The sequence below is a fragment of the Azospirillum formosense genome (genome assembly GCF_040500525.1).
In the GTDB taxonomy this organism is placed as follows: Bacteria; Pseudomonadota; Alphaproteobacteria; order Azospirillales; family Azospirillaceae; genus Azospirillum; species Azospirillum formosense_A.
Map to the genome: position 1 here is coordinate 910,928 of NZ_CP159402.1, position 25,094 is coordinate 936,021.

The 25,094-nt window shown below is 66.5% G+C and carries 22 protein-coding genes and 5 tRNA genes; 25 read left to right on the top strand and 2 right to left on the bottom strand.

The genetic code is table 11. The features are described from left to right. Nucleotides 1–42: 42 nt before the first annotated feature. Nucleotides 43–498: a MaoC family dehydratase gene (locus tag ABVN73_RS04315; RefSeq protein ID WP_353859085.1), complete on the top strand. Its 456-nt coding sequence runs from the start codon at nucleotides 43–45 to the stop codon at nucleotides 496–498. 132 nt (nucleotides 499–630) lie between these two features. After that, entirely contained in the window at nucleotides 631–1,911 is a 1,281-nt protein-coding gene (locus tag ABVN73_RS04320) for an Hsp70 family protein (RefSeq protein WP_353859086.1), read from the top strand. A 154-nt stretch (nucleotides 1,912–2,065) separates the two neighbouring features. Here ABVN73_RS04320 and glnA read toward each other — a convergent pair whose 3' ends face one another. Both glnA and ABVN73_RS04330 read right to left on the bottom strand, forming a co-directional pair. Further along, complete coding sequence (gene glnA, locus ABVN73_RS04325) at nucleotides 2,066–3,475, bottom strand: type I glutamate--ammonia ligase (protein WP_353859087.1); 1,410 nt, start codon at nucleotides 3,473–3,475, stop codon at nucleotides 2,066–2,068. 272 nt (nucleotides 3,476–3,747) lie between these two features. Next, complete coding sequence (locus ABVN73_RS04330) at nucleotides 3,748–4,086, bottom strand: P-II family nitrogen regulator (protein WP_014240107.1); 339 nt, start codon at nucleotides 4,084–4,086, stop codon at nucleotides 3,748–3,750. 326 nt (nucleotides 4,087–4,412) lie between these two features. On the opposite strand from ABVN73_RS04330, the gene ABVN73_RS04335 reads away from it, so the two are divergent. From ABVN73_RS04335 to nuoK, 23 genes are all read left to right on the top strand, one after another. Continuing rightward, nucleotides 4,413–4,488 (top strand) — tRNA-His (locus ABVN73_RS04335). Between the two features lie 107 nt (nucleotides 4,489–4,595). Beyond that, nucleotides 4,596–4,671 (top strand) — tRNA-His (locus tag ABVN73_RS04340). A 129-nt stretch (nucleotides 4,672–4,800) separates the two neighbouring features. Next, nucleotides 4,801–6,267 carry an NAD(P)H-hydrate dehydratase gene (locus tag ABVN73_RS04345; protein ID WP_353859088.1) on the top strand — a complete coding sequence of 489 codons (1,467 nt, stop codon included), beginning with the start codon at nucleotides 4,801–4,803 and terminating at the stop codon, nucleotides 6,265–6,267. A gap of 105 nt (nucleotides 6,268–6,372) precedes the next feature. Then, complete coding sequence (locus ABVN73_RS04350) at nucleotides 6,373–7,938, top strand: malonyl-CoA decarboxylase (RefSeq protein WP_353859089.1); 1,566 nt, start codon at nucleotides 6,373–6,375, stop codon at nucleotides 7,936–7,938. Nucleotides 7,939–8,099: 161 nt separating this feature from the next. Then, nucleotides 8,100–8,184: transfer RNA gene (locus tag ABVN73_RS04355), tRNA-Leu, on the top strand. Nucleotides 8,185–8,275: 91 nt separating this feature from the next. Beyond that, nucleotides 8,276–9,610 (top strand): trigger factor, encoded by a 1,335-nt coding sequence (gene tig / locus ABVN73_RS04360; RefSeq protein ID WP_353859090.1) that lies wholly within the window; start codon nucleotides 8,276–8,278, stop codon nucleotides 9,608–9,610. A gap of 102 nt (nucleotides 9,611–9,712) precedes the next feature. Continuing rightward, nucleotides 9,713–10,348 (top strand): ATP-dependent Clp endopeptidase proteolytic subunit ClpP, encoded by a 636-nt coding sequence (gene clpP / locus ABVN73_RS04365; RefSeq protein WP_145684838.1) that lies wholly within the window; start codon nucleotides 9,713–9,715, stop codon nucleotides 10,346–10,348. A gap of 216 nt (nucleotides 10,349–10,564) precedes the next feature. Then, nucleotides 10,565–11,833, top strand: a complete 1,269-nt coding sequence (gene clpX, locus ABVN73_RS04370; protein WP_137140371.1) for an ATP-dependent Clp protease ATP-binding subunit ClpX — start codon at nucleotides 10,565–10,567, stop codon at nucleotides 11,831–11,833. A gap of 297 nt (nucleotides 11,834–12,130) precedes the next feature. Beyond that, the gene (gene lon, locus ABVN73_RS04375) at nucleotides 12,131–14,545 is read left to right on the top strand and encodes an endopeptidase La (RefSeq protein ID WP_353859091.1); all 2,415 of its coding nucleotides are present in this window, start codon (nucleotides 12,131–12,133) and stop codon (nucleotides 14,543–14,545) included. Nucleotides 14,546–14,709: 164 nt separating this feature from the next. Further along, entirely contained in the window at nucleotides 14,710–14,982 is a 273-nt protein-coding gene (locus ABVN73_RS04380; RefSeq protein WP_353859092.1) for an HU family DNA-binding protein, read from the top strand. A gap of 106 nt (nucleotides 14,983–15,088) precedes the next feature. Further along, a tRNA-Val gene (locus ABVN73_RS04385) sits at nucleotides 15,089–15,163 on the top strand. Between the two features lie 163 nt (nucleotides 15,164–15,326). Continuing rightward, nucleotides 15,327–15,403: transfer RNA gene (locus ABVN73_RS04390), tRNA-Asp, on the top strand. A gap of 346 nt (nucleotides 15,404–15,749) precedes the next feature. Next, a complete protein-coding gene (locus tag ABVN73_RS04395) occupies nucleotides 15,750–16,118 on the top strand; it encodes an NADH-quinone oxidoreductase subunit A (RefSeq protein ID WP_014240120.1) in 369 nt (122 codons plus the stop codon). Further along, a complete protein-coding gene (locus tag ABVN73_RS04400; RefSeq protein WP_014240121.1) occupies nucleotides 16,109–16,651 on the top strand; it encodes an NADH-quinone oxidoreductase subunit B in 543 nt (180 codons plus the stop codon). The genes ABVN73_RS04395 and ABVN73_RS04400 overlap by 10 nt, the downstream gene beginning before the upstream one ends. Before the next feature lie 24 nt (nucleotides 16,652–16,675). Continuing rightward, nucleotides 16,676–17,305, top strand: a complete 630-nt coding sequence (locus tag ABVN73_RS04405) for an NADH-quinone oxidoreductase subunit C (protein ID WP_353859093.1) — start codon at nucleotides 16,676–16,678, stop codon at nucleotides 17,303–17,305. 68 nt (nucleotides 17,306–17,373) lie between these two features. Beyond that, complete coding sequence (locus tag ABVN73_RS04410) at nucleotides 17,374–18,522, top strand: NADH-quinone oxidoreductase subunit D (protein WP_353859458.1); 1,149 nt, start codon at nucleotides 17,374–17,376, stop codon at nucleotides 18,520–18,522. Next, the gene (gene nuoE / locus ABVN73_RS04415) at nucleotides 18,519–19,136 is read left to right on the top strand and encodes an NADH-quinone oxidoreductase subunit NuoE (protein WP_353859094.1); all 618 of its coding nucleotides are present in this window, start codon (nucleotides 18,519–18,521) and stop codon (nucleotides 19,134–19,136) included. Before ABVN73_RS04410 ends, nuoE begins: the two co-directional genes overlap by 4 nt. A 10-nt stretch (nucleotides 19,137–19,146) precedes the next feature. Next, nucleotides 19,147–20,439, top strand: a complete 1,293-nt coding sequence (nuoF, locus tag ABVN73_RS04420; RefSeq protein ID WP_137140375.1) for an NADH-quinone oxidoreductase subunit NuoF — start codon at nucleotides 19,147–19,149, stop codon at nucleotides 20,437–20,439. Between the two features lie 15 nt (nucleotides 20,440–20,454). Next, nucleotides 20,455–22,539 carry an NADH-quinone oxidoreductase subunit NuoG gene (gene nuoG, locus ABVN73_RS04425; RefSeq protein ID WP_353859095.1) on the top strand — a complete coding sequence of 695 codons (2,085 nt, stop codon included), beginning with the start codon at nucleotides 20,455–20,457 and terminating at the stop codon, nucleotides 22,537–22,539. After that, the gene (nuoH, locus tag ABVN73_RS04430; RefSeq protein ID WP_014240127.1) at nucleotides 22,532–23,542 is read left to right on the top strand and encodes an NADH-quinone oxidoreductase subunit NuoH; all 1,011 of its coding nucleotides are present in this window, start codon (nucleotides 22,532–22,534) and stop codon (nucleotides 23,540–23,542) included. The genes nuoG and nuoH overlap by 8 nt, the downstream gene beginning before the upstream one ends. A gap of 93 nt (nucleotides 23,543–23,635) precedes the next feature. Then, nucleotides 23,636–24,124, top strand: coding sequence for an NADH-quinone oxidoreductase subunit NuoI (gene nuoI, locus ABVN73_RS04435; protein ID WP_014240128.1), 489 nt, complete (start codon nucleotides 23,636–23,638; stop codon nucleotides 24,122–24,124). A gap of 36 nt (nucleotides 24,125–24,160) precedes the next feature. Next, entirely contained in the window at nucleotides 24,161–24,775 is a 615-nt protein-coding gene (locus ABVN73_RS04440) for an NADH-quinone oxidoreductase subunit J (protein ID WP_353859096.1), read from the top strand. Nucleotides 24,776–24,777: 2 nt separating this feature from the next. Continuing rightward, nucleotides 24,778–25,086, top strand: coding sequence for an NADH-quinone oxidoreductase subunit NuoK (gene nuoK, locus ABVN73_RS04445; RefSeq protein ID WP_014240130.1), 309 nt, complete (start codon nucleotides 24,778–24,780; stop codon nucleotides 25,084–25,086). Nucleotides 25,087–25,094 lie beyond the last annotated feature (8 nt).

The following is a 25,094-nucleotide window of genomic DNA, read 5'->3' on the forward strand; positions in this document are numbered from 1 at the left end:
CACCGTCCACACGAGGACCAATGGAACGGGAGGGCAGCGGGCATGGCGGGGCGATATTTCGAGGATTTCCGCGCTGGTGACGTGATCGACACCGAAGGGGCGACGGTCACCGACAGCCAGATCATGGATTTCGCCCAGCGCTTCGACCCGCAGCCCTTCCACATGGACGCGGTGGCCGCCGCGGAGGGGCCGTTCGGCGGGCTGATCGCCAGCGGTTTCCACACCCTGTCCCTGACCTTCCGCCTGTTCCGCGACACCGGGGCCATCACCGGCACCAGCCTGGGCGGCTCTGGCGGCGACGAACTGCGCTGGCTGCGCCCGGTGCGGCCCGGCGACACGCTGCGCGTCCGGGTGGAGGTGCTGGAGGCCATCCCGCACCGCCGCGGCGACCGCGGCACGGTGCGGCTGGCCTACACCACGCTGAACCAGCATGGCGAGGCGGTGATGACCATCACCCTGAACCACATCGTGGCGACCCGCAGCGTTCCCGCGGAATAGCGCCGCCGACAGGCCCGCGGAAGAGGAAGGAACCGAATAGGAAAGACAAGCGCGGCCTGTCCCGTCGCGCGTCTTGATCCGCAGGCCCGGCCCCTGTATAGCCTCGCCCCTTCCATCACGGCGGGGGTTCCCATGACGGCTTGCGGCCTCGATTTCGGCACGTCCAACACGACGCTCGGCGTGCGGACGGCGTCCGCGGGTGCCGGCACGGGGGAGGGCGGTTACGGCCTGCTTCCCCTGGACGGCCCGCGGACGACCCTGCCCAGCGCCGTCTTCTTCGATTTCGAAGCCGACGCGGTGACGGTCGGGCAGGCGGCCGTCGACGCCTATGCGTCGGGTGTCGAGGGGCGCCTGATGCGCTCCATCAAGTCGATGCTGGGCACGGACCTGATCGACGCCGACACCGCGCTGCGCAAGGGCCGCATCACCTTCCGGGCGGTCATCGCCACCTTTCTGGCCGCGGTCAAGGAGCGCGCGGAGACCGCGCTCGGCGGCGAGTTGACCGACGTGGTGCTGGGCCGCCCGGTTCATTTCGTCGACGGCGACCCGGCCGGTGACGCCGCGGCGGAAGAGGCTTTGGGCGAGATCGCCCGCTCCGTCGGCTTCCGTGGCATCTCCTTTCAGTACGAGCCCATCGCCGCCGCGCTCGACTACGAGCAGCAGGTGGAGCGGGAGGAGTTGGCCCTGATCGCCGACATCGGCGGCGGCACGTCGGACTTTTCCATCGTCCGCATCGGGCCGGAGCGGCGCGGGCGGGCCGACCGCGGCGCCGACATCCTGGCCAACGACGGCATCCGGGTCGGCGGGACCGACTTCGACCGCGACCTGTCGCTGGCGACGGCCATGCCGCTGCTGGGCCATGGCAGCGCCATGAAGCGCCCCGGTCTGCTGGCGCCTAAGCATCTGTTCTTCGATCTGGCGACTTGGTCGAAGATCAACTTCCTCTACACCGCCAAGGCGATGGCCGATCTGGAGCGCCTGAAGCGCGATTCCGCGACTCCGGACCGCATCGAGCGGCTGATCGGCGTGGTCGAGCACCGGCTGGGCCACGCCTTGGCCATGGCGGTGGAGCGCACCAAGATCGCCCTGTCCGACGGCCCGGAGGCCGGCTTGCTCTTGGATTGGGGCGGCGGCGGCATGACGCGCCCGGTGTCGGTGGACGAGCTGAACCAAGCGACGGCGATCTTGGCGGGCCGCATCGGCGGGCGGGTGCGGGCCTGTCTGGCTGAGGCCGGCACGCTGCCGGCGGAGATCGACGCGGTGTTCCTGACTGGCGGCTCTACGCTGCTGCCGCAGGTGCGGGCGGCCATCCTGGCCGAACTTCCCGGCGCCCGCGTGGTGGAGGGCAACATCTTCGGCTCGGTCGGCACCGGCCTGACCATCGAGGCGGCGCGGCGCTTCGGCACCGCCTGAAACGTCCCTCAAGTCCCGGACACGAAAAAGCCCACCGACGTTGCCGCCGGAGGGCTTTTTCGTGCTCTGTTCCATGGTTCGGCGCTCCGGTGGTGCCCGCCGCGCCGCGAGGGCAAGGCGGACACCGGAAACCGGCGGACCGAGGCCCGAAGGATCAGACCGAGTAGTACATCTTGTACTCGATCGGGTGCGGCATGGTCTCGAAGGCCAGCAGCTCCTCGGTGCGCAGCTCGATGTAGGACTCGATCATGTCCTTGGTGAACACGTCGCCCTTCTGCAGGAAGGCGCTGTCGGCCTTCAGGCTGTCCAGGGCCTCGCGCAGCGAGCCGCAAACCGTCGGAACCTTGGCCAGCTCTTCGGCCGGCAGGTCGTACAGGTTCTTGTCCATCGCGTCGCCCGGATGGATCTTGTTCTGGATGCCGTCCAGGCCGGCCATCAGCAGGGCGGCGAAGGCCAGGTACGGGTTGGCCGACGGGTCCGGGAAGCGGACCTCGACGCGCTTGCCCTTCGGCGAGGCGACGTACGGGATGCGGCAGGAGGCCGAACGGTTGCGGGCCGAGTAGGCCAGCAGAACCGGAGCCTCGTAGCCCGGGACCAGACGCTTGTAGGAGTTGGTCGTCGGGTTGGTGAAGGCGTTCAGCGCCTTGGCGTGCTTGATGATGCCGCCGATGTAGTACAGGGCCAGCTCCGACAGGTCGGCGTACTGGTTGCCGGCGAACAGCGGCTGGCCTTCCTTCCAGATCGACTGGTGCATGTGCATGCCCGAGCCGTTGTCGCCGAAGACGGGCTTCGGCATGAAGGTCGCGGTCTTGCCGTAGGCGTGGGCGACGTTGTGCACGACGTACTTGTAGTACTGCATGTTGTCGCCGGTGCGGACCAGCGTGTCGAACTTGATGCCCAGCTCATGCTGCGAGGCGGCCACCTCGTGGTGGTGCTTCTCGACCGGCACGCCCATCTCGGCGAGCACGCTCAGCATCTCGGCGCGCAGGTCCGAGCCGCTGTCGATCGGAGCGACCGGGAAGTAGCCGCCCTTGACGCCCGGGCGGTGGCCCAGGTTGCCGTCCTCATAGTCCTTGTCCGAGGTGTACGGGCCTTCCTCCGAGTCGAACTCGTAGGACACCTTGTTCATCTCGACCTTGAACTTCACGTCGTCGAAGACGAAGAACTCGGCTTCCGGGCCGAAGTAGGCGGTGTCGCCGATGCCGGCCGACGCCATGTACTTCTCGGCGGCCTTCGCGATGCCGCGCGGGCAGCGGGCGTAGGGCTGGCCGGTCGACGGCTCGTACACGTCGCAGAGGATGTTCAGCGTCGGCTGGGCCGAGAACGGGTCCATGACGGCGGTGGTCGGGTCGAGCTGGAGGATCATGTCCGACTCGTTGATCGCCTTCCAGCCGGCGATCGAGGAGCCGTCGAACATGATGCCGTCCTCGAACACGTCCTCGTCGATGGTCGAGACGTGCTGGGCGGTGTGGTGCAGCTTGCCGCGCGGGTCGGTGAAGCGGAGGTCCACGTACTTGACGTCGTGTTCCTTGATCAGGTCGAAGACCTTGCTGATGTCGGACATATCTCTTTTTCCACGCTTAAGAGGTTTGGGTCCCGCTGCGTCAAACCGACCAAGGGGCGGGTGACGGCGCTCGCGGCGGACGTTATGTCATGCCTTTCCCAAGCACACAACGTGACAGCACAAAAAGTCGCGCCGGGAGGGGCGTCCGCGCACGGATCGTTCCGCTTGCGGTTGCGACGGTCCGTGCCGGCCGGCACTGCGTCGGCCGGCTCTGCGTCGGTTGTGGGCGGGGCTGGTTCATGTTGGCCGGTGGTCGGGTTCTCGGGACGCGATCAGATCGCGTCGCCTCCCTTCTCGCCGGTCCGGATGCGGACAACTTCTTCCACGGGGGTGACGAAGATCTTGCCGTCGCCGATGCGGCCGGTGTGGGCGGCCTGCTGGATCGCCTCGATCGCCCGCTCCACCAGGGAGTCCTCCATCACCACCTCGATCTTCACCTTCGGCAGGAAGTCGACCACATACTCCGCGCCGCGGTACAGCTCGGTGTGCCCCTTCTGACGGCCGAAGCCCTTGGCCTCGGTGACGGTGATGCCCTTGATGCCGACCTCGTGAAGGGCTTCCTTCACTTCGTCGAGTTTGAACGGCTTAATGATGGCTTCGATCTTCTTCATGGGTCTCTCGTGTACGAGGTGCCAACGCCGGCAGGCACCGTCCACGGCTCTGCCGACAGTCCGATGTAAAGCACGTTGCGTGCCAATCGGAGCGGTTGCGATCCGGCTGCGTGGGATGCCGGGCCGCAGCGGGCCGATGCCACCGCGGGCGGCACGCGACTGCCAACGGATAGGGCGAAGTGAACAATATTTGTGCACACGCTGCAAGCAATCCGCGCAGCCGTCTCCGTTCGGAGGGGGTAGCGCGGCCTTTTCGCATTGATGAATGCGGTGAAAAATAGAGCTTGACCCGCCCCGTCCCTTGGGGCAAATAGGCGACCCCGGTGGCGGTGGTAGCTCAGTTGGTAGAGCTCTCGGTTGTGGTCCGAGCGGTCGTGGGTTCGAGTCCCATCCATCGCCCCAGTCCTCCTTGACGGTGGATGCGCCTGCCTCGTGAAGTGTTCACGCCGGCGTTGCATCGGCCGAAGGGGTGACGGGGCTTTTGCGGACGGATTTTCCGTTCCCCGGTGGCGGTGGTAGCTCAGTTGGTAGAGCTCTCGGTTGTGGTCCGAGCGGTCGTGGGTTCGAGTCCCATCCATCGCCCCATTCTCCCTTTCCAATTCCCGTGCCAGACCGGCCGGTCCTTCCATTCGTCTTGTGCCCGGCTATGCTGCGGCCGTCGCGGTGCTTATTGTGCCGGGTGACGGTGATGCGGGGTTGCGGCGGGTGGAGGCGATGGACGAACTGCTTTCCGTGGCGGAGATGTTCCGCGCCGACGCGCTGACCATGGCGGGCGGCGTGCCGGGGCCCGTGCTGATGGAAGCGGCGGGCGCCGCGGTGGTGCGTGCGGTCTGCGAGCGCTGGGCGCCGCACCCGACCGTCGTCCTGTGCGGGCCGGGCAACAACGGCGGCGACGGATTCGTCATCGCGCGTCTTCTTCTCGAAGCGGGCTGGCCGGTGCGTCTGGCCCTGCTGGGATCGCGCTCCGCCCTGCGCGGCGACGCGGCGGTGGCCGCCGGACGCTGGACCGGCCCGGTGGAGGCCGCCGACCCCTGGCTGCTGGACGGCAATCCCCTGGTCATCGACGCGCTGTTCGGGGCCGGACTCGCCCGCCCGCTCGACGGCATGGCGAAGGAGGTCGTCGAGGCGATGGCGGGCCGCACCGTCGTCGCCGTGGACGTGCCGAGCGGCCTGCACGGCGACAGCGGCCAGGTGATGGGGGTGGCCCCGCAGGCGGCGCTGACCGTCACCTTCTTCCGCCGCAAGCCCGGCCATCTGCTGCTGCCGGGCCGCGTCCTCTGCGGCGAACTGGTGGTCGCCGACATCGGCATTCCCGACACCGTGCTCGACGCCATCGCGCCGCGAACCCTGGTGAACGGTCCCGACCTGTGGCGGCAGCGCTACCCCTGGCCGCGGTTCGACGCGCACAAATACGCGCGGGGGCATGCTGTGGTGCTCGGCGGGGCGCGGATGACCGGCGCGGCGCGGCTGTCGGCGCGGGGCGCGCTGCGCGCCGGGGCGGGGCTGGTCACGGTGGCCTGTCCGCCCGACTCGGTGCCGGTCTACGCCGCCGGCTCGCCCAGCCTGATCGTGACCGACGTCGCGGACGGCGCGGCCTTCGCGGTCCTGCTGGCCGACCCGCGCAAGAACGCGGTGCTGCTGGGGCCGGGCGCCGGGGTCGGGGAGGGCACGCGGGGCCACGTCCTCGCCGCCCTGGGCGCGGGCAAGGCCTGCGTTCTGGACGCCGACGCGCTGACCAGCTTCGCCGAGTCGCCCGCCGACCTGCTCGACCGGCTGGGCGGCCGCTGCCTGCTGACCCCGCACGAGGGCGAGTTCGCCCGGGTCTTTCCGGACATCGCGGCGCAGGAGGGCGGCAAGCTGACGCGCGCCCGCGCCGCGGCGGCGCGTTGCGGCGCGGTCGTTCTTCTGAAGGGTGCCGACACGGTGGTCGCGGCGCCGGACGGGCGGGCCGTCGTCAACGCCAACGCCCCGGCCGATCTGGCGACCGCCGGGTCGGGGGACGTGCTGGCGGGAATCGCGCTCGGGCTGATCGCCCAGGGGATGGACGCCTTCGACGCCGCCTGCGCCGCGGTCTGGCTGCATGGCGAGGCGGCTGGCGCCTTCGGGCCGGGGCTGATCGCCGAGGATCTGCCGGACGCGCTGCCGGGGGTGCTGAGGCGGCTCAAGGCGGGCGGGCGCTGACCCGGCGTCCCCGGGGCATACATACGCCTGGGCAGGGGGCTTACTCTTAAGGCCGGGCTCAAGCTATGGCTTGCCGAGCGCGCGCCCGCACGCCAGACTCTGGGTATGAGCGAGACGCCCAACACCAAACACGCCGAGACCAAGCCCACCGAGCCCGTCCCCGGCCAGTCCGCCGCTATCGGGGCGGGAACGCCGCCGGGCTTGCTCGACCGCACCCTGGACACGCTGCGCGCGGGCTGGCGCGAGATCGCCGCCTCCGCCCGCGGGGCGGTCGGCGCCGCGCCGCGCGCCAATCTGCCCAAGGAGGACGCCGAGCGGCTGAAGGAGCAGATCGAAGCCTGCCTGGAGGGTCGCGGCGGCGAGGTGTCGGCGCGGGCGCGGGCGGCGCAGCTCGGCCGCACCTATCTGGCGCTGGACGGGCAGGGGCGGCGCAACTTCCTGATGATGCTGGCGCGCGATTTCGACGTGGACCGCGCCGCCGTCGATCAGGCGATGGCCACCTTCCAGACGGCGGGCGACCCGGTGTCGCGCGGCCATGCCGAGCGTGCCCTGCGCCGCGCGCTGGAGCCGCCGCGGCTGCGCCTGCTCACCCAGTTCAACGGCCTGCCGGAAGGGGTGAAGTTCCTGGTCGACCTGCGCGCCGAGCTGATGGAAATGGCGCGCGGCGAGCCGCTGCTCCAAGCGCTGGAGGACGATCTCAAGAGCCTGCTGCGCAACTGGTTCGACGTCGGCTTCCTGGAGATGCGCCGCATCACCTGGGACAGCCCGGCCTCGCTCTTGGAGAAGCTCATCAAGTACGAGGCGGTGCACGAGATCAGCGGCTGGCGGGACCTGAAGGACCGCCTCGATTCCGACCGCCGCTGCTTCGCCTTCTTCCACCCGCGCATGCCGAACGAGCCGCTGATCTTCGTCGAGGTCGCGCTGGTCCAGAGCATGTCGGACAATGTCCAGGCGCTGCTCGATCCCTCCGCCCCGGTCTGCGACCCGAAGAGCGCCGACAGCGCCATCTTCTATTCCATTTCCAACGCCCAGGTCGGCCTGGCGGGAATCAGCTTCGGCAACTTCCTGATCAAGCGGGTGGTGGACGGGCTGGCCGGCGAGTTCCCCAACATCAAATGCTTCGCCACCCTGTCGCCGATTCCCGGCTTTCGCCGCTGGCTGGACCGGGAATTGGCCGTGCGCGGTGATTCGCTGCTCACCCCGCCCGAGGCAGAACGCATCGCGGAGGTCATGGCCGTCCGTCCGGGCGCCGGCGAATCGGACATGGACGCCGAGGCGGACGAGCGTCCGGTGCTGGCTGGCGCCCTGGCTCTGCCCGACTGGCACAGCGACGAGGAGCTGCAGAAGCAGTTGCGCGGCCCGCTGATGCGGCTGTGCGCGCATTACCTGACGACGGCGCGCGCGTCGGACCGCCGCGGCGAACGGCCGGGCGCCGCCCCGGCGCGGGCGCTCGACCCGGTCGCGCACTTCCACCTCAGCAACGGCGCCCGCATGGAACGGCTGAACTGGCTGGGCGACCGGTCGCCCAAGGGGGTGCGGCAGTCCTGCGGCATGATGATCAACTACCGCTACAAGCTGGGCGAAATCGACGCCAACCACGAGGCTTACCGGGGGGAGGGCAAGGTCAACGCCTCGTCCGCGATCCGGTCGTTGGGCAAGGGGGGCGCGTGAGCCGGTCCGCCCTTCCGCGCGGTCCCTCCCGGGGCACCCTCCAATGGCGTGCGGAACGGCGCCCATTTTGCCTGTTTGCGGCGCGAACCCTGTGCTATAGAGCGGACTTCGCCGGCAGTCCGTCGGGTGTTCCGCACCCGTCGCGGGCTGTCTATGCCATTGCGGGCGTGGCGGAACTGGTAGACGCGCCGGATTTAGGTTCCGGTGACTTCGGTCGTGGGGGTTCGAGTCCCTTCGCCCGCACCATGGCAACAGCTTGGACCGCATGGGAACACACGGTCTCGGGCCGCCCGGACGGGCGCCGCCGGGCCGGACAACGAGATAGGCTTTCGTTCCGATGAACATCACCGAGACCAGCGCCGACGGCCTGAAGCGCGAGTACAAGGTCGTCATTTCCGCCCAGGATATCGAACAGAAGGTGCAGGGCCGGCTCGAAGAGCTGCGCCGGACGGTGCAGCTCCCCGGCTTCCGTCCGGGCAAGGTGCCGGTTGCCGTGATCAAGCAGCGCTACGGCGGCAGCGTGCTGGCCGAGGCTCTGGAGGATGCGATCGCCGACAGCTCGCGCCAGGCGCTGAACGAGCGCGGCCTGCGCATCGCCATGCAGCCGAAGATCAACGTCGAGAAGTACGAGGACGGCGGCGACCTGTCCTACACCATGGGCGTCGAGCTTCTGCCGGACGTCGAGCCGGGCGATCTCAGCGGCCTGGAGCTTGAGAAGCCGGTCGCCACGGTCGAGGACTCGGCCGTCGACGAGGCGCTGACCCGTCTGGCCTCCGCCCATTCGGTGCAGGCCCCGGTCACCGAGGACCGTGCGGCCGAGAAGGGCGACATCGCCGTGATCGACTTCGCCGGTTCGGTCGACGGCGAGGCCCTGCCGGGCATGGACGGCAAGGACTACCCGCTGGAGCTGGGCGCCAACCAGTTCGTTCCGGGCTTCGAGGACCAGCTGATCGGCGCCAAGGCCGGCGAGCACCGCACGGTGAAGGTCACCTTCCCGGCGGACTACCCGCACGACCGTCTGAAGGGCGCGGACACCGTGTTCGAGGTGGACGTCAAGGAGCTCCGCAAGAACGTTCCGGCCGAGGTCAACGACGACCTCGCCAAGGAGTTCGGCATGGAGAGCCTGGAGAAGCTGCGCGAGGCCGTCGGCGACCGCATCAAGAGCGAGTACGCCAACGTGTCGCGCCTGCGCGTCAAGCGCCAGCTCCTCGACAAGCTGGCCGAGGCCCACTCCTTCGAGGTCCCGCCGGGCATGGTGGACGTCGAGTTCGAGGGCATCTGGCAGCGCCTTCAGCAGGAGCTGAAGAACGGCACGGCCGGCGAGGACGCCGGCAAGCCGGAAGAGGAGCTGAAGGCCGAGTACCGCGGCATCGCCGAGCGCCGCGTGCGCCTGGGCCTGCTGCTGTCGGAGATCGGCCGCCGCAACGACATCCAGGTGACCCAGGACGAGATCAACCGCGCCCTGATCGCGGAAGCCCGCCGCTTCCCCGGCCAGGAGCGTCAGGTGTTCGAGTTCTTCAAGCAGAACCGGGAAGCGCTGGAAAACCTCCGCGCCCCGATCTTCGAGGACAAGGTCGTCGACTACATCCTGGACCAGGCCAAGGTCAGCGAGAAGCCGGTGTCCGCCGAAGAGCTTATGAAGGACCCCGACGAGGAGGCCGAGGCGGCCTGATCGTCAGAAAGGTTGAGGGGCGGCCTACCGGTCGCCCCTTTCCATTCCTATATGTAGACTGCTCAGACGACTAACCGAGCTGCGGGAGCAGGGAAGACCACCATGTACGACTTCGAACCGAAGATGAATGCTCTGGTCCCGATGGTCATCGAGCAGACCAACCGGGGCGAACGAGCGTACGATATTTACTCGCGCCTGCTGAAGGAACGGATCATCTTCTTGATCGGTGGCGTGAACGACGCCGTCGCCAGCCTGATCTGCTCGCAGCTGCTGTTCCTGGAATCGGAAAACCCGAGCAAGGACATCGCGCTCTACATCAATTCGCCGGGCGGCTACGTCTCGGCCGGCCTCGCCATCTACGACACCATGCAGTACATCCGTCCGCAGGTGTCGACGGTGTGCATGGGACAGGCGGCCTCGATGGGATCGCTCCTGCTCGCCGCCGGCGCGCCGGGCAAGCGCTTCTCGCTGCCCAACAGCCGGATCATGATCCACCAGCCATCGGGCGGCGCCCAGGGCCAGGCCTCGGACATCGAGATCCAGGCCCAGGAAATCCTGAAGCTGCGCTCGCGCCTCAACGACATCTACGTCAAGCACACCGGCCAGTCGCTCGACACCATCGAGGCGGCCATGGAGCGCGACAAGTTCATGTCGCCGGAAGAGGCGAAGGCGTTCGGCCTGATCGACGAGGTCGTGGAAAAGCGCCCCGGCTCGGTCGGCGACGGCAGCGCCGCCTGAGGGCACGCGCGAACTAATGATTGATTGCGCCGGTTCCCTGTTGTTGAATGACGGGGAACCGGTCCGATGGATCGGGTTCGAAGGATGAGTGAGCGGATGCGTTAACCTTGTCGCGGGCCTTCCCCGTGACAACCTTTGAAAGGACCGGCGTCGGGGGACGCCGAAGGCGGTTGACAGGTTATACGGATCAGTCCCCCGCGAGATGACGGAGTACCGATGAGCAAGTCCAGCAGCGGCGATTCGAAGAACACGCTCTACTGCTCCTTTTGCGGCAAGAGCCAGCACGAGGTCCGCAAGCTGATTGCCGGTCCGACGGTGTTCATCTGCGATGAATGCGTCGAGCTGTGCATGGACATCATTCGCGAGGAGAACAAGACGACCCTCGTGAAGTCCCGCGACGGCGTGCCGACCCCGCGCGACATCCATGCGGTACTGGACGATTACGTGATCGGCCAGCATCACGCGAAACGGGTCCTTTCTGTTGCGGTGCACAATCACTACAAGCGGTTGGCGCACGGCACGAAGCACAACGACGTCGAACTGGCGAAGTCCAACATCCTGCTGGTCGGCCCCACCGGCTGCGGCAAGACGCTGCTCGCCCAGACGCTCGCCCGGATCATCGACGTTCCCTTCACGATGGCCGACGCCACGACCCTGACCGAAGCGGGCTATGTGGGCGAGGACGTCGAGAACATCATTCTCAAGCTGCTCCAGGCCGCCGACTACAACGTCGAGCGGGCGCAGCGCGGCATCGTCTACATCGACGAGGTCGACAAGATCAGCCGCAAGTCCGACAACCCGTCGATCACCCGCGACGTGTCGGGCGAGGGCGTGCAGCAGGCCCTGCTGAAGATCATGGAAGGCACCGTCGCCTCCGTGCCTCCGCAGGGCGGCCGCAAGCACCCGCAGCAGGAGTTCCTGCAGGTCGACACCAGCAACATCCTGTTCATCTGCGGCGGCGCCTTCGCCGGGCTGGACAAGATCATCGCGCAGCGCGGCAAGGGCACCTCGATCGGCTTCGGCGCCGACGTGCGCGGCCCGGACGAGCGCTCGACCGGCGACATCCTGCGCGAGGTCGAGCCCGAGGATCTGCTGAAGTTCGGCCTGATCCCGGAGTTCATCGGCCGTCTGCCGGTGGTCGCCACCCTGGCCGACCTCGACGAGTCGGCTCTGGTGGAGATCCTCACCAAGCCGAAGAACGCCCTGGTCAAGCAGTACCAGCGCCTGTTCGAGATGGAGGATGTCCGTCTGGAGTTCTCCGACGACGCCCTGCGCAACATCGCCCACAAGGCGATCCAGCGGAAGACCGGCGCGCGCGGCCTGCGGTCGATCATGGAGTCGATCCTGCTCGACCCGATGTTCGACCTGCCCGGCCTGTCCGGGGTGGAGAGCATCCTGGTCAACAAGGAGGTGGTCGAGGGGCGGGCCAAGCCGCTTTACGTCCACGCCGAGCGCCGCGGGGAACAGCAGGCGCCGGGCGCCTGAGTTTGTCACGGCCGATCAGCATCGGATACCGGGAAGGGCGCCTTTGGGCGCCCTTCGTCGTTTTCGGCGTTTGCCGGCATCGTTGGGCGGATCAAGGGCGTGCAAGGCCGCGGAATCGGAGCGAACCCGCATGCCGCACCGCCATACGGAATTGGGGTGCTGGCCCTTGAAGGGGGGCTATGGCTGTGCCACGTTAGAAAAAGTGCCGGTTTCCGATCCCTGTGCTCATCCCCCGAGGCGGGGTTCCTCCCAGGCCCATCCCGGGCTGACGGCGTCCCAATGAAAGAGGCCCAATCAATGTTCGAAATCCCTCGTGGTGCCCTCTATCCGGTCCTGCCGCTCCGCGACATCGTGGTTTTCCCCCACATGATCGTGCCTCTTTTCGTCGGCCGCGAGAAATCCGTGCGCGCCCTGGAAGACGTGATGAAGGACGACAAGCAGATCCTTCTCGTCACCCAGAAGAACGCGGCGCAGGACGATCCGACGCCGGCCGATATCTACAGCGTCGGCACCGTTGGGACCGTGTTGCAGCTGCTGAAGCTGCCCGACGGAACGGTGAAGGTGCTCGTGGAGGGCGGCCAGCGCGCGTCCATCACCAAGTTCGCCGAAAACGAGGATTTCTTCCAGGCCCACGCCGATCTCGTCGAGGAGAAGGTTGGGGAGAGCCAGGAGCTTGAGGCGCTGGGGCGCGCGGTCGTCTCGCAATTCGAGCAGTACATCAAGCTGAACAAGAAGATCCCGCCGGAGGTTCTGGTCTCGATCAACCAGATCGAGGAGGCGGGCAAGCTGGCGGACACCGTCGCCTCGCACCTCGCGCTGAAGATTCCGGAAAAGCAGCAGCTTCTGGAATGCGCCACGGTGTCGGAGCGGCTGGAGCGGGTCTACGCCTTCATGGAAGGCGAGATCGGCGTTCTGCAGGTGGAGAAGCGCATCCGCAACCGCGTGAAGCGGCAGATGGAGAAGACCCAGCGCGAGTACTACCTCAACGAACAGCTCAAGGCGATCCAGAAGGAACTCGGCGAGACCGAGGATGGCCGCGACGAGTCGGCCGAGCTGGAAGAAAAGATCAACAAGACCCGCTTCTCCAAGGAAGCCCGCGACAAGGCACTGGCCGAGCTGAAGAAGCTGCGCTCGATGAGCCCGATGTCGGCCGAGGCGACGGTGGTGCGCAACTACCTGGACTGGATGCTGTCCATTCCGTGGAAGAAGCGCACCAAGGTGAAGAAGGACCTGAAGCTCGCGCAGAAGATCCTCGACGCCGACCATTACGGCCTGGAAAAGGTCAAGGAACGCATCCTCGAGTATCTCGCGGTCCAGAACCGCATGAACAAGGTGAAGGGGCCGATCCTCTGCCTCGTCGGGCCGCCCGGCGTCGGCAAGACCTCGCTCGGCAAGTCGATCGCCAAGTCCACCGGCCGCAACTTCGTGCGCATGTCGCTCGGCGGCGTGCGGGACGAGGCCGAGGTCCGCGGCCATCGCCGCACCTACATCGGCTCGATGCCCGGCAAGGTCATCCAGGGCATGAAGAAGGCGAAGTCGTCCAACCCGCTGTTCCTGCTGGACGAGATCGACAAGCTCGGCGCCGACTGGCGCGGCGACCCGTCGTCGGCCCTGCTCGAGGTCCTCGATCCCGAGCAGAACGGCACCTTCAACGACCATTACCTGGAGGTCGACTACGACCTGTCGGACGTGATGTTTGTCTGCACGGCCAACACGATGCGCATGCCGCAGCCGTTGCTGGACCGCATGGAAATCATCCGAGTCGCCGGCTACACCGAGGATGAGAAGGTCGAGATCTCCAAGCGCCACCTGATCGAGAAGCAGGTTGAAGCCAATGGCCTGAAGAAGGGCGAATTCGCCATCTCCGACGACGCGCTGCGCGACCTGATCCGCTATTACACGCGGGAGGCCGGCGTCCGCAGCCTGGAGCGCGAGATCGCCAATCTCTGCCGCAAGGCCGTAAAGGAGATCCTGATGAAGGGCTCCGCCGGCGCGAAGGTCTCGGTCACCCGCCGGAACCTCGACAAGTACGCCGGCGTCCGCCGCTTCCATTTCGGCGAGGCGGAACTGGAGGATCTGGTGGGCGTCACCACCGGCCTGGCCTGGACCGAAGTCGGCGGCGAGCTGCTGTCCATCGAGGCGGTCAGCCTGCCCGGCAAGGGCCGGGTGACCACCACCGGCAAGCTCGGCGACGTCATGAAGGAGTCGGTGCAGGCCGCGGAAAGCTACGTCAAGTCGCGTGCCACCGCCTTCGGCATCAAGCCGACGCTCTTCGAGAAACGGGACATCCACGTCCACGTGCCCGAAGGCGCCACGCCGAAGGACGGCCCGTCGGCCGGCGTGGCGATGATCACCTCGATCGTGTCGGTCCTCACCGGCATCGCGGTCCGCAAGGATGTGGCGATGACCGGCGAGATCACCCTGCGCGGCCGGGTGTTGCCGATCGGCGGCCTGAAGGAGAAGCTGCTGGCCGCCCTGCGCGGTGGCCTCAAGCATGTTCTGATCCCGAAGGACAACGAGAAGGATCTCGCCGACATTCCGGACAACGTGAAGCGCGGCCTGGAGATCATCCCGGTCAGCACGGTGGACGACGTCCTGAAGCACGCCCTGGTCCGTGAACTCGAGCCCATCGAGTGGAAGGAGCCGGAGGCGGTCGAGCCCGCGGTCGCCAAGCCGCAGCCCGACGGCGGCGGCGAGGTGCTGCGTCACTGATCCCGTCCGGCGTTTAAAGCGCCGTTAAAGCGCCACCACGCCTCGCATCGCCCGCCCGTCTGCAATTGACGGGCGGGCGATGTCGCGTTTATCGTTTGAAAGCGCGAAGTCATTGGGCGGCTTTGCTTCCATTTTCTTTGCCGAATTGGGGAGGGGGGAAGTAAGTGAACAAGAACGATCTGGTGGCGCACGTCGCCGATGCTGTGGGTCTGTCCAAATCCGATGCAACCAAGGCGGTCGATGCTGTTTTCGATGGCATCGCCGACTCGCTGAAGAACGGCGAGGAGGTGCGCCTGGTCGGGTTCGGCACCTTCGCGGTGGCCGAGCGCGCCGCCAGCGAGGGCCGCAACCCGCGCACCGGCGAGAAGATCGCGATCCCCGCGTCGAAACAGCCCAAGTTCAAGCCGGGCAAGACGCTGAAGGACGGGCTCAACTGATGACGTCTTGAACGGCCGGGGCAATCCGGGCATAGTGCGCGCCGGTCAGCACCCGCTGGCCGGCTTTGCTTTTGTCTGACCGGAAGTTTGGGCATTGGCGCGGCGCGGGCGATTAGCTCAGCGGTAGAGCATCTCGTTTACACCGAGAGGGTCGGGGGTTCGAAACCCTCATCGCCCACCATCGCGCCCGGTCCCCCTGAACCGTTCCTTTCAAATTCGTGATTGACAGGCCGTGCATCGGGCGGCTAGAAACCGCCCATCGGCGACGGGCTGCTGCCCTGGACGCTGCGCCGCGATCCAATGACACGGACGCCTGTTTCGCGCAGTTCCTTTCGCCGCGTTGCGCGGGTGTAGCTCAGTTGGTTAGAGCGCCGGCCTGTCACGCCGGAGGCCGCGGGTTCAAGTCCCGTCACTCGCGCCATCCTCCCATGTTCCCCTCTCTCCTTTTCGCAATGAAAACGAAGCGTTCGCGGCTTTACCGACGGGCCGGCGATCCCTATATCCGATACACGCGACCCCCATATCCGATAAGCCGGATAGAGAACAGGGTCATTTAAAAAGTTTGGTAATACCAAGGACATCCGCTCATTTCCGCAGAGTGGATTCGTTGGCTGAAAGCGATTCAAAGCGCTTTCCTTGATCACGCTCTCGTCATATATTCCGCCCCGTCTGATGGGCTAATCCAAGGCATTCCAGCCACGACACCGCGCGTCGGCCGATTACGGGCCGTACCGGCGATCGTGGCGTGGGCTTATGGGAGGACCGCGGTGACCAACCCGCTGATCATTGAGTACCTTCCGATCCTGGTGTTCCTGTTGATCGGTATCGCGCTGGCCGTGGTGATGGTTGGCGCGTCTTACGTCATCAGCCCGAAGAATCCGGATTCGGAGAAGCTCTCCCCCTACGAGTGCGGCTTCGAGCCGTTCGAGGATGCCCGCACGAAGTTCGACGTGCGGTTTTACCTGGTCTCCATCCTGTTCATCATCTTCGACCTCGAGGTCGCCTTCCTGTTCCCGTGGGCCGTGGCGCTCGGGGACATCGGGCTTTTCGGCTTCTGGTCGATGATCGTGTTCCTTGGGATCCTGACCATCGGCTTCATTTATGAGTGGAAGAAAGGAGCTCTGGAATGGGAGTAGAGGCTGCCAAGCTGGCGCCGATTCCGCCCGGACCGGAACAGGACGCCTATCTCCGCGCGGTCACCGAGGAGATCCAGGAAAAGGGCTTCATCACGGCGAAGTACGAGGATGTGCTCGCCTGGGCCCGCACCGGTTCCCTGTGGCCGATGACCTTCGGTCTGGCCTGCTGCGCGGTGGAGATGATCCACGCCTACATGAGCCGGTACGACCTGGACCGTTTCGGCGTGATCCCGCGCCCCAGCCCGCGCCAGTCCGACTGTATGATCGTGGCCGGCACGCTGACCAACAAGATGGCCCCCGCGCTGCGCAAGGTCTATGACCAGATGCCGGAACCGCGCTGGGTGATCTCGATGGGCTCCTGCGCCAACGGCGGCGGCTACTATCACTATTCCTACTCGGTGGTGCGCGGCTGCGACCGGATCGTTCCGGTCGATATCTATGTGCCGGGCTGTCCTCCGACCGCGGAAGCGCTGGTCTACGGCATTCTGCAACTCCAGAAGAAGATCCGGCGCGGCAACCGCATCGCTCGCTGAATAAGAAAAAGGCAGGTCCTGGCCATGTCCGAACAGGCGTTGAAGGAACTTGGGGACCATATCGCCGCGACGCTCGGCGATGACGTCCTGAAGGTCGAGCTGAGGCTTGGCGAGCTGATGGTGACCGTTCGTCGGCCCTCGCTCATCAAGTCGCTCACCTTCCTGCGCGACGATCCGACCTGCTCGTTCGAGCAGCTGCTGGACGTCACCGCTGTGGATTGGCCGGAGCGGGAGGAACGCTTCGAGGTCGTCTACATCCTTTTGAGCTACAAGCACAATCGGCGCCTCCGCCTGAAGGTGACGACCGACGAGGACACCCCGGTGGCCTCCGCCGTGCCGGTGTACAGCGCGGCCGGCTGGTTCGAGCGTGAAGCCTGGGACATGTTCGGGATCTTCTTCGCCGACCACCCGGACCTGCGCCGCATCCTGACCGATTACGGTTTCGAAGGTCACCCGTTGCGCAAAGACTTCCCGATGACGGGCTATGTCGAGTGCCGCTACGACGAGGACCAGAAGCGAGTCGTCTACGAACCCGTCCGCCTGACGCAGGATTTCCGCAGCTTCGACTTCCTGTCGCCCTGGGAAGGCATGACGAACGTGATGCTGCCCGGCGACGAGAAGGCCCAGGCCCCTGACACCGGGAGCAAGCCGTGACCACCGCCACGTCCGCACACCCCTCCGCCGGCCAGGCCGGCGGCAAGACCCAGATCAAGCCCTACACCATGAACTTCGGGCCGCAGCACCCTGCGGCCCACGGCGTGTTGCGTCTGGTGATGGAGCTGAACGGCGAGGTCGTCGAGCGCTGCGACCCGCACATCGGCCTGCTGCACCGCGGAACCGAGAAGCTGATCGAGTACAAGACCTACCTGCAGGCCGTTCCGTACTTCGACCGCCTGGACTACGTCAGCCCGATGTGCATGGAGCACGCTTATGTGCTCGGCATCGAGAACCTGCTGCAGATCAAGGCGCCGCTGCGCGCCCAGTACATCCGCGTCCTCTTCTCCGAGATCACGCGCATCCTGAACCACATCCTGTCGATCACCACCGGCGCGCTCGACGTCGGCGCGATCACGCCGGCGCTGTGGGGCTTCGAGGAACGCGAGATCCTCATGGAGTTCTACGAGCGTGTGTGCGGCGCGCGCCTGCATGCGAACTATTTCCGTCCCGGCGGCGTCGCCTGGGACCTGCCGGCCGGCCTGACCGACGACATCTGGGAGTTCACGGAGCGCTTCCCGAAGTTTGTTGACGACATTGACAATCTGCTGACGAACAATCGCATTTTCAAGCAGCGGACCGTCGACATCGGCGTCGTCACCAAGGAAGAGGCGTTCAACTGGGGCTTCACCGGCCCGATGCTGCGCGGTTCGGGCGTCGCCTGGGACCTGCGCAAGTCGCAGCCCTACGAAGTCTACGACCGCATGGAGTTCGACGTCCCGGTCGGCCTGACCGGCGACTGCTGGGCGCGCTACCTCGTCCGCATGGAGGAGATGCGCCAGTCCAACCGCATGATCCGCCAATGCCTGAAGGAGCTTCCCGAGGGTCCGGTGCGCGTGGAGGACCGCAAGGTCGCGCCGCCGCCGCGCGGCGAGATGAAGCGGTCGATGGAAGCGCTGATCCATCACTTCAAGCTCTTCACCGAGGGCTTCCACGTCCCGGCGGGCGAAACCTACACCGCCATCGAGGCGCCGAAGGGCGAATTCGGCGTGTATCTGGTGTCGGACGGCACGAACAAGCCGTACCGCTGCAAGATCCGCGCGCCGGGCTTCGCCCACCTGCAGGGCCTCGACTTCATGTCGAAGGGCTACATGCTGGCCGACGCGGTGGCCAACATCGCGTCCATGGACATCGTGTTCGGAGAAATTGACCGATGAGCGCCCCGGCTCACGACCCGGCCAAGGAGCCGGCCTCCTTCGCCTTCACTCCGGAAAATCTGGAGCGTGCGAAGGCCATCATCGCGAATTACCCGGCGGGCAAGCAGGCCAGCGCCTGCATGCCGCTGCTCGATCTGGCCCAGCGCCAGAGCGACGGCTGGCTGCCGCGCGTCGCCATGGACGCCGTGGCCGACCTGCTCGGCATGCCGCGCATCCGCGTGTACGAGGTCGCGACCTTCTACACGATGTACAACAAGACCCCGGTCGGCAAGCACGTCATCCAGGTCTGCACGACCACGCCGTGCTGGCTGCGCGGCTCCGACGACGTCGTGCACACCTGCGAGCGCAAGCTGGGCATCGGCGTCGGCGAGACCACGGCCGACGGCCAGTTCACGCTGCGCGAGGTCGAGTGCTCGGGCGCCTGCGTCAACGCGCCGGTGGTCCAGATCGGCGACGACTATTACGAAGACGTCAGCCCGGAACACATGGAAAAGATCATCGACGCCCTCAAAAGCGGCGAGATCCCCAAGCACGGCTCGCAGATCGGCCGGCAGTCCTCCGAACCGGTGGGCGGCCCGACGACTCTGAAGGCCTTCACCACCACGGCCGATTGAGGGGGATGCGATGCTTCGCGACGAGGACCGCATTTTCACCAACCTGTACGGCTACCAGAGCTTCGGCCTGGACGCCGCCCGGAAGCGTGGTGACTGGGACAACACCAAGGCCCTGATCGCCCAGGGCAAGGAATGGATCATCGAGCAGGTCAAGGAATCCGGCCTGCGCGGGCGCGGCGGCGCCGGCTTCTCGACGGGCATGAAGTGGTCCTTCATGCCGAAGAACGTCACGGACAAGCCGGTCTACCTCGTCATCAACGCCGACGAGGGCGAGCCGGGCACCTGCAAGGACCGCGACATCCTGCGCCACGATCCGCACAAGCTGATCGAGGGCTGCCTGCTCGCCGGTTTCGCCATCGGCGCCTCGGCCTGCTACATCTACATCCGCGGCGAGTTCTACAACGAGGGCTCCAACGTCCAGCGCGCCATCGACGAGGCGTACGAGGCGGGGCTGATCGGCAAGAACGCCTGCGGCACCGGCTACGATTACGACATCTACATCCACCGCGGCGCGGGTGCGTATATCTGCGGCGAGGAGACGGCGCTCATCGAGTCCATCGAGGGCAAGAAGGGCCAGCCGCGCAACAAGCCGCCGTTCCCCGCCCAGGCCGGTCTCTATTCCTGCCCGACCACGGTGAACAACGTCGAATCCATCGCGGTGGTTCCGACCATCCTGCGCCGTGGCGCCGCGTGGTTCGCCGGCCTCGGCCGGCCGAAGAACACCGGCACCAAGCTCTTCTGCATCTCCGGGCACGTCAACAAGCCGTGCAACGTGGAAGAGGAGATGGGCATCCCGCTGAAGGAGCTGATCGAGAAGCACGCCGGCGGCGTGCGCGGCGGGTGGGACAACCTGCTGGCGATCATCCCCGGCGGCTCGTCGGTGCCGCTGCTGCCGAAGTCGATCTGCGACACGGTCCTGATGGACTTCGACAGCCTGCGCGACGTGCGCTCGGGCCTGGGCACCGCGGCGGTGATCGTGATGGACAAGTCCACCGACGTGGTGAAGGCCATCGCCCGCCTGTCCCAGTTCTACGCCCATGAGAGCTGCGGCCAGTGCACGCCGTGCCGCGAAGGCACCGGCTGGATGAACCGCATCATGCAGCGCATGGTGACCGGCAACGCGCGCGTCGAGGAAATCGACATGCTGCTGGAGGTCACCAAGCAGATCGAGGGGCACACCATCTGCGCGCTCGGCGATGCCGCGGCCTGGCCGATCCAGGGCCTGTTCCGGCATTTCCGGCCGGAGGTCGAGCGCCGCATCCTCGACTACCGCAACGCCGCCAAGTCCTTGGCGGCCGAGTAAGGAGCCCGGTTTCCAATGCCGAAACTCACCATCGACGGGATCGAGATCGAAGTCGAGCCGGGCACCTCGATCCTGCAGGCCTGCGAACAGCTGGGCATCGAGATCCCGCGCTTCTGCTACCATGAACGGCTGAGCGTGCCGGCGAACTGCCGCATGTGCCTCGTGGAGATGGAACGCGCGCCGAAGCCGGTGGCGGCCTGCGCCATGCCCTGCGGCGACGGGATGGTCGTCAAGACCAACACCGACCTCGTGCACAAGGCCCGCAAGGGCGTCATGGAATTCCTGCTGATCAACCACCCGCTGGACTGTCCGATCTGCGACCAGGGCGGCGAGTGCGATCTCCAGGACCAGGCGATGGCCTACGGCTTCGACCGTGGCCGCTACGGCGAGAACAAGCGCGCCGTCCAGGACAAGTACATGGGGCCGCTGATCCGGACCGAGATGACGCGCTGCATCCACTGCACGCGCTGCATCCGCTTCGTGAACGAGATCGCCGGCGTTCCCGATCTCGGCGCGGTCAACCGCGGCGAGCACATGGAGATCACCACCTTCGTCGAGAAGGCCATCGGGTCGGAGCTGTCGGGCAACCTCGCCGACGTCTGTCCGGTGGGCGCTCTGCTGTCCAAGCCCTACGCCTTCACGGCCCGTCCGTGGGAGCTGCGCAAGACCGAGACGGTCGACGTGCTGGACGCGGTCGGCTCGAACATCCGCGTCGACACCCGCGGCCCCGAGGTGATGCGCGTCCTGCCGCGCGTCAACGAGGACGTGAACGAGGAGTGGATCGCCGACAAGACGCGCTTCGCCTATGACGGGCTGAAGCGCCAGCGTCTCGACCGTCCCTACGTCCGCAAGGACGGCAAGCTTCAGCCGGCGACCTGGGCCGAGGCCTTCCAGGCCGTCGCCGCCAAGGTCAAGGGCGTCCCGGGCAACCGCATCGCGGCCATCGCCGGCGATCTGGCCGACACCGAGTCCATGCTGGCGCTCAAGGAGCTGATGGCCGGCCTCGGCTCGACCAACATCGACTGCCGCCAGGACGGCGCCCTGTTCGACACGTCGGCCCGCGCCGGCTATCTGTTCAACAGCGGCATCGCCGGGATCGAGCGGGCGGACGTCATCCTGCTCGTCGGCACCAACCCGCGTTGGGAAGCCACCATCGTCAACGCCCGCATCCGCAAGCGCTACCTGATGGGTGGGCTGAAGGTCGCGGTGATCGGCGAGGCGCGCGAGCTGACCTACCCGTACAGCCACCTCGGCACCGGGACCGACGCCCTGCAGCAGCTCGTCGACGGCACGCACGCCTTCGCCGATGCGCTGCGCGGCGCCAAGAACCCGATGGTCATCCTCGGCGCCGGCGCCTTCCGCCGCAAGGACGGCGCTGCCGTCCAGGCCGCGGTGCGCAAGCTGGCCGAGACCTTCAACGTGGTTCAGGACGGCTGGAACGGCTTCAACGTGCTGCACACGGCGGCGTCCCGCGTCGGCGGCCTCGACATCGGCTTCCTGCCGGGCGAGGGCGGTCGCGGCACCGCCGGCATCGTCGAGGGGGCAGGGAAGGGCGAGATCGACGTGGTGTACCTGCTGGGCGCCGACGAGATCGACACCGCCGCCCTCGGCAACGCCTTCGTGGTCTACCAGGGCCATCACGGGGACAAGGGCGCCCATCGCGCCGACGTCATCCTGCCGGGCGCCGCCTACACCGAGAAGAACGCCCTCTACGTCAACACCGAGGGCCGTCCGCAGCAGGCGCGTCTCGCCACCTTCCCGCCCGGCGAGGCGCGGGAGGACTGGAAGATCCTGCGCGCCCTGTCGGAACAGCTCGGTCACAAGCTGCCCTACGACAGCCTGACGCAGATCCGTCGCCGTCTGGCCGAGGTCAACCCGGTCTTCGCGGCGGTCGGTACGGTCACGCCGGCCCCCTGGGCGCCGTTCGGCGCGGAGGGCGCGCTCGACGCGGCCCCGTTCCAGTCGCCGGTCGCGAACTACTACATGACCGACCCGATCAGCCGCGCCTCGGTGACCATGGCTCGTTGCGCCGAGACGTTCGTGAAGCCCGCCGTGAAGCCCGCCGAGAGCGCTCAGGAGAGGACCGGTACCCATGGCTGAGTTCTGGAGCGGCTTCCTGCTGCCGCTGATCATCATCGTCCTCAAGATCCTGGCGATCGTCGTGCCGCTCCTGGTGGCCGTGGCCTTCATGACCTACGCCGAGCGTAAGATCATGGGCGCCATGCAGCTCCGCCAGGGCCCGAACATCGTCGGCCCGTTCGGGCTTCTGCAGCCTTTCGCGGACGGCCTGAAGCTGTTCGCGAAGGAGCAGATCCTGCCGGTCGGCGCGAACCGCTTCGTGTTCTATCTGGCGCCGATGCTGACCTTCTTCCTGGCGCTGGTCGCCTGGGCGGTCATTCCCTTCGACTACGGCATGGTGCTGGCCGACATCAACGTCGGCATCCTGTACCTGTTCGCAATCTCGTCGCTGGGCGTGTACGGCATCGTGATGGCCGGCTGGGCGTCGAACTCGCGCTACGCTTTCCTCGGCGCGCTGCGTTCGGCGGCGCAGATGGTGTCCTACGAGGTCTCGATGGGCCTCGTCATCATCTCGGTGCTGCTCTGCGTCGGTTCGCTGAACCTGACGAAGATCGTCGAGGCGCAGGAGACGATCTGGTTCGCCATCCCGCTGCTGCCGATGTTCGTCATCTTCTTCATCTCGGCGCTTGCGGAAACCAACCGGTCTCCCTTCGACCTGCCGGAAGGCGAGTCGGAGCTGGTGGCCGGCTTCATGGTGGAATACAGCTCGGCCCCCTTCGCGCTCTTCTTCCTTGGCGAATACGCCAACATGATCCTGATGAGCGCGATGACCAGCATCCTGTTCCTGGGAGGCTGGCTGCCGCCGCTGCCGTTCGCGCCCTTCACCTGGATCCCCGGCCCGATCTGGTTCGCCCTGAAGATCGCCTTCTGCTTGTTCGTCTATGTGTGGGTCCGCGCGACCATGCCGCGCTACCGCTACGACCAGCTGATGCGTCTGGGCTGGAAGGTGTTCCTGCCGTTCTCGCTGCTGTGGGTCGTGCTGACGGCCGGCGTGCTGGTGACGTTCGGCTGGCTGCCGAAGTGACCGGCGCCTGAACGGACCACCGGATCGAGTTTCAAAGAGAAAGCGCGGGCGTCACCCGGAAGGGGCGCCCGCTAGGAAGGAGACGAAGAGGCCATGGCGTTCCTCGATCGTGCGGCGCGCAGCCTGTTCCTGACCGAACTGTTGGGCGGCCTCGGGCTCACCCTGCGCTACATGTTCAAGCCCAAGGTGACCCTGAACTACCCGTTCGAAAAGGGCCCCATCAGCCCCCGCTTCCGCGGCGAGCACGTCCTGCGCCGGTATCCCGGCGGCGAGGAACGCTGCATCGCCTGCAAGCTGTGCGAGGCGGTGTGTCCGGCCCTGGCCATCACCATCGAGGCCGAACCGCGTGAGGACGGCAGCCGCCGCACCACGCGCTACGACATCGACATGACGAAGTGTATCTACTGCGGCTATTGCCAGGAGGCTTGCCCGGTGGACGCCATCGTGATGGGTCCGAACTTCGAGTTCTCCACCGAGAACCGTGAAGAGCTTTTCTACAACAAGCAGAAGCTGCTGGCGAACGGCGACCGCTGGGAAGCGGAAATCGCCCAGAACCTCGCGGCCGAGGCGCCGTACCGGTAAGTCTTTGCAGTGCGGTAAGCGGAAACGGGGATAACGATGATTGTTCAAGGCATCGCCTTCTACGTCTTTGCTGCGCTGCTGGTGGCCTCCGGTGTGATGGTCATCTCGGCGCGGAATCCGGTTCATTCGGTCCTTTATCTGGTCCTGGCCTTTTTCCAGGCCGCCGGCCTGTGCGTGCTGCTCGGGGCCGAGTTCATCGCGATGATCCTGGTGATCGTCTATGTGGGCGCGGTCGCGGTGCTGTTCCTGTTCGTGGTGATGATGCTCGACATCAACTTCCGCGAGCTGCGGGCGGGCGCGCTTCAGTACCTGCCGATCGGCGGGCTGATCGGCCTGATCCTGCTGGCCGAACTGGCTGCCGTGCTCGGCGGCTGGATCATCGCGCCGGCGGCGGAGAAGGCCGCCTCGGCGCCGGTCTCGGCGCTGGGCGATGCGACCAACACCGAGCAGCTCGGCCAGCTGATCTACACCCACTACGTCTATCTGTTCCAGGCGTCGGGCATCGTGCTGCTGATCGCCATGATCGGCGCCATCGTCCTGACCCTGCGTCAGCGCGAGGGTGTCCGGAAGCAGAACATCGGCTCCCAGCTCGCCCGTCGGCGCGAGGACGTGGTCGCCATCCGCAAGGTGCCGACCGGGGAGGGCGTGTGATCATGGAAATCGGTCTCGGGCATTATCTGACGGTCTCGGCCATCATCTTCACGCTCGGCGTCCTCGGCATCTTCCTCAACCGGAAGAACGTCATCATCATCCTGATGTCGATCGAGATGATGCTGCTCGCCGTGAACCTGAATCTGGTGTCGTTCTCGGTCTTCCTGAACGATCTGGTCGGGCAGGTCTTCTCCATGATCATCCTGACCGTCGCCGCCGCCGAGGCGGCCATCGGTCTCGCCATCCTGGTGGTGTACTTCCGCAACCGCGGCTCCATCCGGGTCGAAGACATCAATCTGATGAGGGGCTAAGGCAGCGC

Coding starts and splice junctions, on each gene's coding strand:
- ABVN73_RS04315 (WP_353859085.1), top strand. CDS start 43: ATGGCGGGGCGATATTTCGAGGATTTCCGCGCTGGTGACGTGATCGAC.
- ABVN73_RS04320 (WP_353859086.1), top strand. CDS start 631: ATGACGGCTTGCGGCCTCGATTTCGGCACGTCCAACACGACGCTCGGC.
- glnA (WP_353859087.1), bottom strand. CDS start 3,475: ATGTCCGACATCAGCAAGGTCTTCGACCTGATCAAGGAACACGACGTC.
- ABVN73_RS04330 (WP_014240107.1), bottom strand. CDS start 4,086: ATGAAGAAGATCGAAGCCATCATTAAGCCGTTCAAACTCGACGAAGTG.
- ABVN73_RS04345 (WP_353859088.1), top strand. CDS start 4,801: ATGGACGAACTGCTTTCCGTGGCGGAGATGTTCCGCGCCGACGCGCTG.
- ABVN73_RS04350 (WP_353859089.1), top strand. CDS start 6,373: ATGAGCGAGACGCCCAACACCAAACACGCCGAGACCAAGCCCACCGAG.
- tig (WP_353859090.1), top strand. CDS start 8,276: ATGAACATCACCGAGACCAGCGCCGACGGCCTGAAGCGCGAGTACAAG.
- clpP (WP_145684838.1), top strand. CDS start 9,713: ATGTACGACTTCGAACCGAAGATGAATGCTCTGGTCCCGATGGTCATC.
- clpX (WP_137140371.1), top strand. CDS start 10,565: ATGAGCAAGTCCAGCAGCGGCGATTCGAAGAACACGCTCTACTGCTCC.
- lon (WP_353859091.1), top strand. CDS start 12,131: ATGTTCGAAATCCCTCGTGGTGCCCTCTATCCGGTCCTGCCGCTCCGC.
- ABVN73_RS04400 (WP_014240121.1), top strand. CDS start 16,109: ATGGGAGTAGAGGCTGCCAAGCTGGCGCCGATTCCGCCCGGACCGGAA.
- ABVN73_RS04405 (WP_353859093.1), top strand. CDS start 16,676: ATGTCCGAACAGGCGTTGAAGGAACTTGGGGACCATATCGCCGCGACG.
- ABVN73_RS04410 (WP_353859458.1), top strand. CDS start 17,374: ATGAACTTCGGGCCGCAGCACCCTGCGGCCCACGGCGTGTTGCGTCTG.
- nuoE (WP_353859094.1), top strand. CDS start 18,519: ATGAGCGCCCCGGCTCACGACCCGGCCAAGGAGCCGGCCTCCTTCGCC.
- nuoF (WP_137140375.1), top strand. CDS start 19,147: ATGCTTCGCGACGAGGACCGCATTTTCACCAACCTGTACGGCTACCAG.
- nuoG (WP_353859095.1), top strand. CDS start 20,455: ATGCCGAAACTCACCATCGACGGGATCGAGATCGAAGTCGAGCCGGGC.
- nuoH (WP_014240127.1), top strand. CDS start 22,532: ATGGCTGAGTTCTGGAGCGGCTTCCTGCTGCCGCTGATCATCATCGTC.
- nuoI (WP_014240128.1), top strand. CDS start 23,636: ATGGCGTTCCTCGATCGTGCGGCGCGCAGCCTGTTCCTGACCGAACTG.
- ABVN73_RS04440 (WP_353859096.1), top strand. CDS start 24,161: ATGATTGTTCAAGGCATCGCCTTCTACGTCTTTGCTGCGCTGCTGGTG.
- nuoK (WP_014240130.1), top strand. CDS start 24,778: ATGGAAATCGGTCTCGGGCATTATCTGACGGTCTCGGCCATCATCTTC.